We start from the raw sequence: 12,879 nt of genomic DNA, 5'->3' as shown, positions 1-12,879 counted from the left end.
GGGCCTAGGCCTAGCGGACCGTGGCCTGCGGTTCGGCCCGTTCCGGGGCCGTCCGGCTGAGGAACAGCGCGAAGACCGGTGGCTGCGTCTGGAGCAGTTCCAGGCGTCCGCCGTCCGCCTCCGCGAGGTCCCGGGCCACTGCGAGGCCGATCCCGGTGGAGTTGCGGCCGCTGATGGCCCGCTCGAAGATCCGGTTGCCGAGGTCCGGCGGGACGCCCGGTCCCTCGTCCGTGACCTCCAGCACCGCCTGGTTGCCGATCACCCGGGTGCGCAGCGCGACCGTGCCGCCGCCGTGCATCAGGGCGTTCTCCACCAGGGTGGCCAGCACCTGCGAGACCGCGCCCGGGGTGCCGACGGCCCGTACGCCCTGCCGTCCGGAGCGCACGATGGCCCGGCCCGCGCTGCGGTAGGCCGGCCGCCACTCCTCGACCTGCTGCTTGACGACCTCGTCCAGGTCGAAGGGGACCGCCGAGCCGGTCCGCGGGTCCCGCGAGTTCGTGAGCAGCCGCTGCACCACGTCCGTGAGCCGCTCCACCTGGGTCAGGGCGATCGTCGCCTCCTCCCGCACGGTCGCCAGGTCGTCGGTGACCGTGATCTCCTCCAGCCGCATGGAGAGGGCGGTGAGCGGGGTGCGCAGCTGGTGGGAGGCGTCCGCGGCCAGGCGCCGCTCGGCCGTCAGCATCCGGCCGATCCGCTCGGCGCTGGAGTCCAGCACGTCCGCGACCCGGTCGAGCTCGGGAACCCCGTACCGCTTGTGCCGGGGCCGCGGGTCGCCCGATCCGAGCCGCTCCGCCGTCTCGGCCAGGTCGGTGAGCGGGGAGGCCAGCCGGTTGGCCTGCCGTACGGCGAGCAGCACGGCCGCCACGACGGCCAGCAGGGCCACCGCGCCGACCACGGCCAGGGTCCGCCCGACCTCGCGGGTCACGGTCGAGCGGGATTCCTCGACGACCACGACCTCGCCCTGCTCCCCGCGGGCGGTGCCGCGGATCACGCTCTCGGGGATCGGGGTGCCCACGTCCACGGCCGGCTGGCCGGGGACGGTGATCCGCGCGTGGTGGCCGGCGTCCAGCTGCTCGCCGAGGGCCACGGGGTCGATCGGCTTCTTCTCGAGGACGTTCGCCTCGACGATGCCCACGAGCCGCAGCGCCTCGGACTCAATGCGGTCCTGGGCGCTGCTGGTGATGGTCCGGGTCTCCACGATGACGAGGGAGACCCCGAAGACGGCGATCACGACGAGCACCACGGCGAGCGTGGAGTTGATGAGGCGGCGGCGCATGCCCTAGAGCATGCCCCAGGTGGGGGCGGAGGAGGCGGTCAGCTCTTCTCGAAGCGGAAACCGACGCCCCGCACGGTGGCGATGTAGCGGGGGTTGGCGGCGTCGTCGCCCAGCTTCTTGCGCAACCAGGAGATGTGCATGTCGAGGGTCTTGGTGGAGGACCACCAGGTGGTGTCCCAGACCTCGCGCATGAGTTGGTCGCGGGTGACGACCCGGCCCGCGTCGCGGACCAGGACCCGCAGCAGGTCGAACTCCTTGGCCGTGAGCTGGAGCTCCTCCTCCCCCATCCAGGCCCGGTGCGATTCGACGTCGATCCGCACGCCGTGGGTGGCGGGGGGCTGGACGGCCTCGGTGGCACCGCGCCGGAGCAGGGCCCGGACCCGGGCGAGCAGTTCGGCCAGCCGGAAGGGCTTGGTCACGTAGTCGTCGGCGCCGGCGTCCAGGCCGACGACCGTGTCGACCTCGTCCGCCCGGGCGGTGAGGACCAGGATCGGGAAGCCGTGGCCCTCGGCGCGCAGCCGGCGGGCCACCTCCAGGCCGTCCATGCCCGGCAGGCCCAGGTCGAGGACGACGAGGTCGACGCCGCCCTGCAGTCCCGCGTCCAGGGCGGTGGGGCCGTCCTCCCGGACCTCGACCTCGTACCCTTCCCGGCGCAGGGCGCGGGCCAGGGGTTCTGAGATGGATGCGTCGTCCTCGGCGAGCAGTACACGCGTCATGTGGGTGATGGTAGTCCGCGGCGGCTGAAACCAGAGGCCCCCGGGAAGCCCCCTCTCTATCTGGGCTTATGAACTACTAAGCGCCTTCGAATATGTCGAACGGTTCCCGACGCGCCTTGTGATCCATCTCTCAAGTCCTTTCATATGCCGCAGTGTCGTGTCGTATGGTGGCGAGACGCCTGATGCAATACCTCAGGGACCTTTGTGCCGAAAAGCGGCACGAAGGTCTCTATTTCTGTCCGGAACCGGACGGGCGGTCCCCTGGGGCCCGCCCGGCCCGTCTTGACGGCAGTGAACGACCTGTTGGCCGGGCCCTCGCGCGATGACTGCGCGGGAGGGCGCGGATCCCGGTGACGGATGCCCTTCCGCCCCCCCCATCCCCGTGGGGCGGGCCCCGAGGCGTGGGGTGGGAGATCCGTCCGCCGGTGCCGGCCACCCCCCACCGGGCGCGGATGAGCTCACGAAGCCGATGCGTCCCGAGCAAGCAAGGATCGACCATGGCTTCCAGCCTGATGAAGGAGTCGGCGGATCCGTCCGCCGAGAAGACCTTCTTCGGCCACCCCCGTGGCCTGGCCACTCTGTTCATGACCGAGATGTGGGAGCGCTTCAGCTTCTACGGCATGAAGGCCCTCCTCCTCGTCTACCTGCTCTCAGGTGGCCCGGACGCCAAGAAGGGCAGCCTGGCGGGCGGCATAGGGATGGACGAGGGCACGGCGATCACCGTGTTCTCCATCTACGTCTCCATGGTCTACCTCCTCGCCCTGCCGGGCGGGTGGCTGGGCGACCGTGTCTGGGGCCCCCGCAAGACCGTGACGATCGCGGCCGTGACGATCATGTGCGGCCACATCGTCCTCGCCCTTCCGGGCGGCGGGACCTTCTTCATCGGTCTGGCCCTGGTGGCCGTGGGCTCCGGTCTGCTGAAGGCCAACATCTCCACGATGGTCGGCCAGCTCTACAAGGACGCGAACGACCCGCGCCGTGACGGTGGCTTCACCATCTTCTACATGGGCATCAACGCGGGTGCCTTCTTCGCGCCGCTGATCATCGGCACCGTCGGCCAGAAGGTCAACTGGCACCTCGGCTTCGCGCTGGCCGCGGTCGGCATGGGCATCGGTCTGGTCGCCTTCCTGCTGGGCACCAAGAACCTGAACCCGGTCAGCTCCGTCGTCCCGAAGCCGCTGTCGGCCGGAGAGCGCACCGCCTGGATCCGCAAGATCGTCATCGCGGTCGCGATCGTGGCCGTGTTCTACACCGCCGTGGGCATGGCAGGCATGTTCACCAAGGCGTGGGCGACCATCCCGCTGACCCTGATCGGTCTGATCGTCCCGACCGTTGTGCTGATCCGCATCAAGCGGGACAAGGACCTCGACCGGACCGAGCAGTCGAAGATGACCGGTTACATCTGGTTCTTCCTCGCCGCCGCCGTCTTCTGGATGATCTACGACCAGGGCGCCTCGACCGTCCAGTCCTTCGGTGAGACCAAGGCTTCCGGCTCGCTGCTCGGCTTCGAGTTCCCCTCGTCCTGGTACCAGTCGCTGAACCCGCTCTTCATCATGTGCCTGGCCCCGATCATGGCATGGATCTGGATGTGGCTGAACCGCAAGGGCAAGGAGCCCTCGACGGTCGGCAAGTTCGCGATGGCGCTGTTCATCATCTCGGTCTCGTTCTTCTTCTTCCTGGTGCCGCTCGGCATGGCCGCAGGCGGCCAGTCGGTAAGCCCGATGTGGCTGGTCGGCATCTACCTGATCCACACGGTGGGCGAGCTGTGCCTCTCCCCGGTGGGTCTGTCGGTCACCACGAAGATGGCCCCGGCCAAGTACGCCTCCCAGATGATGGGCGTGTGGTTCCTGGCGGTCACCGCCGGCGACTCCATCACGAGCCTGCTCTCCGACCCCGCCGTGTTCGGTGTGGACCTCAACGGCACCGGAGCGGTCGCGATCGAGGCCACCCTCGCCTGCCTGGCGGCTCTCGCGGTCTTCATGTACCGCAGGAACGTCAAGACGCTCATGGGCGAGGTGCGCTGACGCACGCCTCCACGCGGGCGACGGCCCGGCACGCCTTCCGGCGTGCCGGGCCGTCGCGGTGTTCGGGGCCCTCCAACGGCGCCGTGGAATCAGGCGCCCCGCACCTCGGAGCCGAATCCGACGAGGAAGGACTTGGACCCGCAGCGGACCGAGGCGGCCGAGCCGGTGGGGGCCCAGTCGCTGCGGTAGGTCCGGCGCACCACGTGTTCGCGGGCACCCTGCACCATGTCGCAGATGATCTTCGCGCGGTGCTGCGCACCGGAGGCGAAGCGTCCGGTGCACCTGGACGTGGCATTCGGGCGGCCCATGCCGTCCAGTTCCGCGGTCGTCCTGCAACCGCCGCCGGCAGCGGCCGCGGAGACCGCCGGCGCTCCGAGCACACTCAGGGCCGAGGCGACGGCCAGCGTCGCGACGGCGAATTTCAACTTCATGGGACTGTCCGTTCTCCGATGTGAAGCAGGAGCCGACCGCGCGCCGGTCGGGCTCGCGCCCGCCCGCCAGGAGGTCGCTCGCCGATCTTCGCCGGACCGTGGGAGAACCGGTATCCGCCAGTCGGCGGGAACTGCCTCCCCGAAGGGGGGAAGGGAGAACGAACGGCGCTGTGCGGGCGCGCCGTCCGAAAGCCGTGCGCGCCCCGGCATCAGAGCCAGGACGCGCACGGTCGCTCGACGGTGGCTTCTCGTCGGTCAGCGGGTGCCGCGCAGGCGGCGCCACGGGGTGAAGGTGAACACCGCGCCGCCGAGCAGGATCACCGTGCCGGCGACCAGGGCCAGGGCCTTGATCCCGCCCTCGTCCTCCGCGCCGGTCTCGGCGAGGCCGCCCGAGGTGGCGCTGCCGGTGGTGCTCGTCGAGGAGCCGGAGCCCCCCGGCTGTGCGGCGGTGTCCAGTTCCAGCGAGACCCCGCTGCTCGTCGCCTTGCAGGGGACGTTGATCGGGGTGGCGCCGGGGGCCATCGTGACGTCGATCGTCAGCTGGTCCGGGCTCAGCGTCACCTTGCCGCTCTTGCCGGGCTTGTAGGTGCCCGTCATGTCGCTGAGGCTGACCGGGGCCTTGTCCGGGATCGGCTCCGCGTTGGCCGGGCCGGAGACCTTGACCGTGCCGCTGTCCGCCCCGCCGAGCTTCACGTCCATCGAGGGCTTGAGCGCTCCCGCGGGCAGGGCCATGGGCGCCGCCATCGCACCCTTGGCGGTCTTGACCGTCAGGTCGTAGCTGCCGCCGTTCTTCTTCGCGTTGATGGTGACCGGGGTCTTGATGCCCCCCGGGACGACCGGACCGCAGTCGAAGGCCACCTCGACCGCCTTGCCGGGGAAGTCGGTCTGGCCGCCCCCGCCGCCGGAGGCGGAACCGCCCGAAGCCGATCCGCCCGAAGTGGTGGTGGAACCGCCGGTGGTCGTGGAACCGCCCGAGGTGGTGGAGCCGCCGGTGGTCGTGGAGCCCCCCGAGGTGGTGCCACCGGTCGTCGTCCCGCCGCTGGAGCCGGCCGCCACGTCGATGGTGGCCCCGACGCCCACGCTGCCGGTCGGGGCGCACTTGGTGACGAAGGTGCCGAAGGAGAAGGTGACGGCCACGTCGTACTTGCCGGGGGTCAGCGTGATCTTCCCGGCCTTGGTGAGCTTCAGCTTTCCCTTCATCACGGACATCACCATGGGCGCCTTCTTCGGGATCGGCGGGTTCTTCTTCTCCCCGACGACCTTCAGCTCACCGCCACCGCCGCCCACGGTGATCCAGCCCGTGGGCTGGACCGCGTCCTGCGGGATGTCCATCAGGTCCGTGTTGTTCGAGGCCGGCTTCACCGTCTCCCAGGACACGTCGACCTCGTCGCCGACCTTCGCCGAGGCGGGAGCGGTGACCTTGGCGGTGGTCTCCCCCTCCACCGGACTACCGCCCCCGGCCGGGGGAACGCACTTGACGTTGAACTTGGTCTCCGCGGCCTGGGCGGGAGTGGCTCCGATGGCGATACCGGCGCCGCCGAGCATCAGCGCGATCACGGCCGCGCTCACCCTCCGTTGGGTTTTCACGAATGTCCCTTCGTCGTCGAACGGTTCTCAGACGGTGCGGACGCCTGTGGTGCTGTGCCCGGCGTGCTGTCCGGGGTGAACCACGGCAGGACCGCCGTGGTGGTCTGGGGGGACTGCTCCGGGCGGTCGGGGCCCAGGGCCGGCTCCGGGGGCCGCAGGGCCGGGATCTTCGGCAGCCGGGCCGTCACGGCGGAGGCCGCCGCCGCGGCTGCGGCCGCGGGACCCGTACCGCGGTGGCGGCCGGCGGCGGGCGCGGCGCGCGGCCGCACCCGGTCGACGATCGCCATGCCGATGCGGAAGACCGCGGCCGGGATCACCAGCAGGAGCAGGCCCCAGAAGAGCAGCACCCCGTACGGGCGGTCCACGCCCCAGGGCTGCGTGGCCACCACGGTCTCGCCGTACTTGAGGGAGATCGTGTAGTCGCCGTGGGCGCCGGCGGCGAGGCCCACGTCGAGCGCGATCTCCGCCTTGCCGCCGGGCGGGATGGTGCCCTTCCAGCGGGCCTCCTCCCACAGCGGGGCGAACACCCCGTGCGCGGTGCCGAGCTGGAAGACCGGGTCCTTGACCGGGACCGGGCCGAGATTGCCGACGGTGACCTTGAACTTCCGGGCGGGCGGGGCGCCGAACCAGGTCAGCACCCCGTCCTCGCCCTCCAGCCGGACCCCGGTGAGCATCGCGAGGCGGGCCGTACCGGATTCGGCGGGCAGCTCGGCGACCGGGTGGTCGGTGATCTTCAGGGGGGTCGCGACGGTGGACTGGTCACCGTTGACGGAGGTGACGTTGACGATGCAGGGGCACGGCTTGGGCGGTGCCACCACGGGCAGCTGGGCGGTGAAGCGGCCGTCGGCGCCGACGGAGACGGCGGCGCCGTCGGCGTTGGCGCAGCTGTTGGTGCCGCCGATCATGTTCTGGCCGCAGACCAGTAGCATCACCAGCGTCTTGGCCGGCCAGCCGGTACCGGTGACGGTGATCCCGGTGCCCTTGGCGGCCTCCTGGAGCGAGAGCGCCACGGCCGGCTCGCCCTCGGCGGCCGCGGCCGGGCCCGTGGGGAACAGGGCGAGGGCGCACACCGCCAACCCCGCGGCCAGCAGGGCTCCGACTCTTCTCACCTGGCGGCTCCCGTCAGTTCGTGGTGCGGTGCAGGGGTCGTCGGTCCGGCCGCGGACGGCGCGTGCGGCTCCGGGTCCGGTCCCGGTCGGGGCCGCCGGCCGCGTACGAGGTACAGCGCGGCGGCGGTGGCCGCGCCGAGGCAGAGCAGGCCGGCCCCGGTCCAGCTCGCCAGGCCCCGGGGGACGAGCCAGCGCGAGCCGGTGGCCACCGCGCGGGCGCCGCCGGGGGCCGTCACGGTGAGGGTGACGCGGACCCGGTCGAAGGCCGGGGCGCCGGGCCAGGGCTCGGTGAGCTCCACCCGCTGGCCGGGGAGCAGTTCCACCGGCAGGGTGCGGCCGCGGGGCGGGTCGGACACCTCGCCGATGAGGGCCTCGGCGCTGATCCGGAGGTCGGGGGCGAGGGCCACGTTGCCGCGGTTGACGAGGGTGTAGGCGATGACGGCGGCCGGGCCCCGGCCCCGTACGGCGACGTCCTCGACCGTGAGGGCGGCCAGGGCGGGGCCGCCGACCCGCAGGTGGACCCGTACTCCGACCTCGTGGCCGCCCTCGGTGGCGATCACGGCGGCGGGGTGGTCGCCGGGCGGGGAGGCGGGCGGCACGGTGAGGGTGAAGGGGACCACGGCACGGGTGCGGGGCGGGACCTTCACGGTGGCGGCGGCCCCGAAGCTGATCCAGGAACCGGCCCCGGTGGCCCCGGTGGCCCCGCTGCCGGGCGCCGCCGGGCGGACCGCGAAGGCGCCGTCGGCCGTGTTGTACGCGTCGGCCCCGCGCAGCGTGATGGTGCGCTCCCGGTCACTGGTGTTGACCAGGGCGAGGCGGTCTTCCAGCACGGTGCCGGCGGCACCGGCCAGGTAGAAGTAGGGGCGGACGGTGGCCGCGGCTCCGGCGGCGGGCTCGGCGGTCCAGCCCGGCTCGTCGGCGGCCGCGGGGTGCGCGGGGGCCGCGTACAGCGTGGCGGCGGCGAGCAGCAGGACGGCGCCGGCGCGCCTCAGGGTGTGGAGCACGTGCATGACCGGGGTGCTCCGTTCAGGACCGGGCCCGACGGCCGCGCCGGGTCAGCCAGAGCACGCCGACGGCGCCGGAGAGCAGCACGGTGCCGCCGAGGGTGCCGAGGGCCAGGGCGGAATCGGCGGGCCCGGTCTGCGGGAGGGTGTCGCCGGTGGTGTCGGGGGCGGCCTGCGTGGTCCCGCCGCCGGGTGCCGTGACGTCCAGTTCCAGCGAGGGCTTCGGGCTGTTGCCGGGGGTGCAGGTCGTCGTGGTGCCCATCGCCACGATGGTGAGCACCCCGGCGGTGAAGGTGACCTTGCCGCTCTTCTTGGGCGTATAGGTGCCCGAGAGGTCGGTGATCTTGATGGGTGTGTCCGGGGGCACGGCCTCGGGGTTGGACGGACCCGAGACCGGCACCGACGCCTTCTCGGCACCGTCGACGAGGACGACGGCGCTGGGCTTCATCGCGCCCTTGCCGAGTTCGATGGGGCTGGACGAGACGCCCTTCTGGAAGGACATCGTCAGCTTGTACCCGTCGCCCTCCTTGGCCGCCTTGATCTCGATGGGTGACACCGCCGACTTGTCCCCGATCGGGGTCTTGCAGTCGTAGGCGACGTCGACGACGGCGGCATGGGCCGCGGGGGCGGTGAACAGCACCGCCGATCCGGCCAGCGCGGAGGCCAGCGCGAGCGCAGTGGTGCGTTTGCGGTCGGACACCTTCGTCTTCCCCTCGGGCCACAGAAAACTGACGACACATCAGATCGGTGGCTCAAGGTACGCCCGGGCCCTTACGGAGGGAAGACAAAGGACAGGCCCGAATTGACCGTTCGTCAGTGGGCGCGGACGCCCTTCTGCCACACCGCGGAGACGAGCGGTACGCCCGGCCGGTAGGCGAGGTGGACGTGGCTCGGTGCGTCCAGCAGGGCCAGGTCGGCGCGGGCCCCGGGGGCCACGCGGCCGATGTCCTCGCGGCGCAGGGCGCGGGCGCCGCCGGCGGTGGCCGCCCAGAGGGCCTCGTCGGGGGTCATCCGCATGTCGCGGACGGCGAGCGCGATGCAGAACGGCATGGAACTCGTGTAGGAGGATCCGGGGTTGCAGTCCGTGGACAGGGCGACGGTGGCGCCCGCGTCGATCAGGCGCCGGGCGTCGGGCCACTGGGCGCGGGTGGAGAACTCGGCGCCGGGCAGCAGGGTGGCGACGGTGGTTCCGGCGGCCTGCGCGAGGGCGTCGACGTCGGCGTCGGTGAGGTGGGTGCAGTGGTCGGCGGAGGCGGCCTCCAGTTCGACGGCGAGCTGGACGCCGGGCCCGTAGGAGAGCTGGTTGGCGTGCACGCGGGGGATCAGCCCGGCGGCGGCGCCGGCGGTGAGGATCGCGCGGGCCTGGTCGCCGTCGAAGGCGCCCTTCTCGCAGAAGACGTCCACCCAGCGGGCGTACGGGGCGCAGGCCTCCAGCATCTCGCCGGTGACGAGGTCGACGTAGCCGGCCGGGTCCTCGGCGAAGTCCGGGGAGACGATGTGCGCGCCGAGGTAGGTGACCTCCTCGGTGTGCGCGGCGGCGATGCGCAGGGCGCGGGCCTCGTCGGCGACGGTGAGGCCGTAGCCGGACTTGGTCTCGAAGGTGGTGGTGCCCTGGCGGCGAGCCTCGTCGAGGTGGCGCACCAGGCCCGCCTCCAGCTCGGCGTCGGAGGCGGCGCGGGTGGCGGCGACGGTGGTGCGGATGCCGCCGGCGGAGTAGGCGCGGCCCGACATCCGGGCGTTGAACTCCTGGGTGCGGTCGCCGGCGAAGACGAGGTGCGAGTGGGAGTCGACGAAGCCGGGGATGACGGCGCGGCCGGCGGCGTCGAACGCGGTGTCGGCGGCGGGAGCCTGTGCCGCGGGGCCGACCCAGGCGACCTTGTCGCCGTCGATGACGACAGCCGCGTTCTCGATCAGGCCGAGGGGGCTGCCGTCGCCGAGGGCGGGGTCGTTGGTGACGAGGCTGCCGATGTTGGTGATGGCGGTGGTGGTCATGGGGTCCTCTCAGAGGGTTCGTTCCCCCACCCCGCCCTTTCGCCGTTTCCTGGGGCTCCGCCCCGGACCCCGCACCTCAAACGCCGGCGGGGCTGTATTTCAGCCCGTCCGGCGTTTGAGGACCGGGTCCGGGCAGAGCCCGGTTTCGGGAAGGGGCGGGGTGGGGGAAAGCCCGCCGCAGGCGGCACGGTCAGGAGCGCAGGGCTGCGATGGACTCGGCAAGGGCGGACGGGACGTCCGGGACCAGGGTGTGGGCGCCGTCGCGGACGATGTGGCGGCCGCCGACCACCGTGTGGCGGACGTCCGAGGCAGTGGCGGCGAAGACGGCCGTCTCGGCGCCGAGGCGCGCCAGCGGACCCGCCGTGCGCACGGAGTCCAGCGCGATCGTGGTGAAGTCCGCGAGCGCGCCCGCCTCCAGGCGGCCCGCGTCCGGGAGTCCGAGGGCGGCGTGGCCGTCGGCGGTGGCGGCGGCGAGCAGGGCGTTCGCCGTCCAGTGACCCCGGGTGCGGCTGCGCAGGCGCTCGTTCAGCTCCATCGCGCGGGCCTCTTCGAGCAGGTCGATGACCGCGTGGCTGTCGCTGCCCAGGGACAGCGGGCTGCCCGCGTGCTGGAGCCGGGTCGCCGGGCCGATGCCGTCCGCGAGGTCGCGTTCGGTGGTCGGGCACATGCACGTACCGGTGGTGGTCCCGCCGAGGAGGGCGATGTCCGTGTCGGTGAGGTGCGTGTTGTGGACGCCGGTGGTGCGCGGGCCGAGCACGCCGTGGTCGGCCAGCAGCTGGGTCGGCGTGCGCCCGTGGGCGGCCTGGCAGGCGTCGTTCTCGGCGGTCTGCTCGGAGAGGTGGACGTGCAGGGGCGCCCGGCGCTCCTCGGCCCAGCCGGCGACGGTGGCCAGTTCCGCGGCCGGCACGGCGCGGACCGAGTGGATGGCGGCGCCGATCAGGGCGTGCTCGCGGGGCTTGAGGGCACTGGCGCGCTCGGCCCAGGCCTCGGCGGTGCCGTCGGAGAAGCGCAGCTGGTGGCTGTTGGGGGCCTCGCCGAAGCCCGAGGACAGGTACGCCGTGTCCAGGAGCGTGATCCGGATGCCGGCCGCGGCGGCGGCCTCGATCAGGGCCTCGCCCATCGCGTTCGGGTCGGCGTACGCGGCGCCGCCGGGCGCGTGGTGGACGTAGTGGAACTCGCCGACGTTGGTGATGCCGGCCAGCGCCATCTCGGCGTAGACGGCGCGGGCGAGCGCGAAGTAGCTGTCGGGGGTGAGGTTCTGGGCGACCTTGTACATGAGGTCGCGCCAGGTCCAGAAGGTGCCGGAGCCGATCTGGACCGTGCCCCTCAACGCACGGTGGAAGCAATGAGAATGCGCGTTGGCCAGCCCGGGGATCGTCAGGCCGCGCAGCACCTCCGCACCGGGCGGCGGGCTGCTCACGCCGGTGCGCAGGGCACCGATGCGGCCCTCGGCAGTCACCTCCAGGGCGACGCCCGGCTCGACGTGGGTGTCGAGCCAGGCGTGCTCCAGCCAGTACGTCGTCAACGACATGCCAGGCCTTCCAGTACGTCGGCGAGGGCGAGGACGCCGGCCACGCAGTCGTCCTCGGCGGCGAACTCCCGCGGGGAGTGGGAGACGCCGGTCGGGTTCCGCACGAACAGCATGGCGGTCGGGACGGCCGCCGAGAGGATCCCGGCGTCGTGTCCCGCTCCGGTCCCGAGAACGGGGACCGAACCGCCGAGGATCCGGTTCATCTCGTCGCGCAGGGCGTGCTCGAACTCGACGACCGGGGTGAAGGACTCCCGGACGACGGCGAGGTCGATGCCGTCCTGGTCGGCGCGCTCGCGGGCGGCCTTCTCGATGGCCGTGACGACCGTGTCGAGGGTGGCCTGGTCGGCGGCGCGGGAGTCGAGCCAGCCGCGCACGAGCGAGGGGATGGCGTTGACCCCGTTGGGCTCGACCGAGATCTTCCCGAAGGTGGCGACGGCCCCGGCGAGGGCCGCCTCGGTACGGGCGGCCAGCACGGTCGCCGCGTAGGTGAGCATCGGGTCGCGGCGGTCGACCAGCCGGGTGGTGCCGGCGTGGTTGGCCTCGCCGCGGAAGTCGAACCGCCAGCGGCCGTGCGGCCAGATCGCGGAGGCGATGCCGACCCGGTCCCCGGAGAGGTCCAGGGCCCGGCCCTGTTCCACGTGCAGTTCGACGAAGGCGCCGATGCGGCCGAGGCGTTCGGGGTCGGCCCCGATGGCCTCGGGGTCGTATCCGGCGGCCTCCATGGCCTGGGGCAGGGAGATGCCCTCGGCGTCGCGCAGCTCGTACGCCTTGTCCTTGGTCAGCTGTCCGGCGGCGAGCCGGGAGCCGACGCAGGCGAGCCCGAAGCGGGCGCCCTCCTCGTCACCGAAGTTGGTGATGGCGAGCGGCCTGGAGAATTCCGCTCCCCTGCTGCGGAGCTCGTCCAGGGCCGCGAAGGAGGACACCACGCCGAGGGGGCCGTCGAAGGCCCCGCCGTCGGGGACGGAGTCCAGGTGCGAGCCGGTGACCACGGCGTCCCCCGCGAGGGGGTCGCCGAGCCAGGCCCACTGGTTGCCGTTGCGGTCCGTCTCGTACGTCAGCCCGCGCGCCTCGGCCTGCTCCTGGAACCAGGTCCGGCAGTCGGCGTCGGCCCCGCTCCAGGCGTACCGGCGGTACCCGCCGGTGCCGGCGTCGCGGCCGATGGGTGCGAGCTCGGCCCACATCTCGTGGAACGACGCGGCCTCGCCGGAG

The 12,879-nt window shown here is 72.7% G+C and carries 11 protein-coding genes; 1 reads left to right on the top strand and 10 read right to left on the bottom strand.

Annotated features, from left to right (window positions below; all coding sequences use genetic code 11):
- Positions 1 to 10 precede the first annotated feature (10 nt).
- Both OG207_RS26110 and OG207_RS26105 read right to left on the bottom strand, forming a co-directional pair.
- A complete protein-coding gene (locus tag OG207_RS26110) occupies positions 11 to 1,276 on the bottom strand; it encodes an ATP-binding protein (protein WP_329101375.1) in 1,266 nt (421 codons plus the stop codon).
- A gap of 38 nt (positions 1,277 to 1,314) precedes the next feature.
- The gene (locus OG207_RS26105; protein WP_030011073.1) at positions 1,315 to 1,992 is read right to left on the bottom strand and encodes a response regulator transcription factor; all 678 of its coding nucleotides are present in this window, start codon (positions 1,990 to 1,992) and stop codon (positions 1,315 to 1,317) included.
- A 497-nt stretch (positions 1,993 to 2,489) separates the two neighbouring features.
- Between OG207_RS26105 and OG207_RS26100 the strand changes: the two genes are divergently transcribed.
- Positions 2,490 to 4,016 (top strand): peptide MFS transporter, encoded by a 1,527-nt coding sequence (locus OG207_RS26100; protein ID WP_329101373.1) that lies wholly within the window; start codon positions 2,490 to 2,492, stop codon positions 4,014 to 4,016.
- An 89-nt stretch (positions 4,017 to 4,105) separates the two neighbouring features.
- Here OG207_RS26100 and OG207_RS26095 read toward each other — a convergent pair whose 3' ends face one another.
- From OG207_RS26095 to OG207_RS26060, 8 genes are all read right to left on the bottom strand, one after another.
- Positions 4,106 to 4,447: a hypothetical protein gene (locus tag OG207_RS26095; RefSeq protein WP_266595777.1), complete on the bottom strand. Its 342-nt coding sequence runs from the start codon at positions 4,445 to 4,447 to the stop codon at positions 4,106 to 4,108.
- A 255-nt stretch (positions 4,448 to 4,702) separates the two neighbouring features.
- Positions 4,703 to 6,016 (bottom strand): hypothetical protein, encoded by a 1,314-nt coding sequence (locus tag OG207_RS26090; RefSeq protein ID WP_266595775.1) that lies wholly within the window; start codon positions 6,014 to 6,016, stop codon positions 4,703 to 4,705.
- Positions 6,017 to 6,030: 14 nt separating this feature from the next.
- Positions 6,031 to 7,143: a neocarzinostatin apoprotein domain-containing protein gene (locus tag OG207_RS26085; protein ID WP_329101371.1), complete on the bottom strand. Its 1,113-nt coding sequence runs from the start codon at positions 7,141 to 7,143 to the stop codon at positions 6,031 to 6,033.
- Positions 7,140 to 8,153, bottom strand: coding sequence for a hypothetical protein (locus tag OG207_RS26080; protein ID WP_329101369.1), 1,014 nt, complete (start codon positions 8,151 to 8,153; stop codon positions 7,140 to 7,142). The genes OG207_RS26085 and OG207_RS26080 overlap by 4 nt, the downstream gene beginning before the upstream one ends.
- A 16-nt stretch (positions 8,154 to 8,169) precedes the next feature.
- Positions 8,170 to 8,847: an LPXTG cell wall anchor domain-containing protein gene (locus tag OG207_RS26075; protein ID WP_329101367.1), complete on the bottom strand. Its 678-nt coding sequence runs from the start codon at positions 8,845 to 8,847 to the stop codon at positions 8,170 to 8,172.
- 113 nt (positions 8,848 to 8,960) lie between these two features.
- Positions 8,961 to 10,139 carry an imidazolonepropionase gene (hutI, locus tag OG207_RS26070; RefSeq protein ID WP_329101365.1) on the bottom strand — a complete coding sequence of 393 codons (1,179 nt, stop codon included), beginning with the start codon at positions 10,137 to 10,139 and terminating at the stop codon, positions 8,961 to 8,963.
- A gap of 190 nt (positions 10,140 to 10,329) precedes the next feature.
- Positions 10,330 to 11,670 (bottom strand): formimidoylglutamate deiminase, encoded by a 1,341-nt coding sequence (locus OG207_RS26065; RefSeq protein ID WP_329101364.1) that lies wholly within the window; start codon positions 11,668 to 11,670, stop codon positions 10,330 to 10,332.
- Entirely contained in the window at positions 11,661 to 12,851 is a 1,191-nt protein-coding gene (locus OG207_RS26060; protein WP_329107884.1) for an allantoate amidohydrolase, read from the bottom strand. Before OG207_RS26060 ends, OG207_RS26065 begins: the two co-directional genes overlap by 10 nt.
- Positions 12,852 to 12,879: the final 28 nt, after the last annotated feature.

This window comes from Streptomyces sp. NBC_01439, from assembly GCF_036227605.1.
Classification (GTDB): domain Bacteria; phylum Actinomycetota; class Actinomycetes; order Streptomycetales; family Streptomycetaceae; genus Streptomyces.
This window is presented reverse-complemented; position numbering and strand designations above follow the sequence as displayed.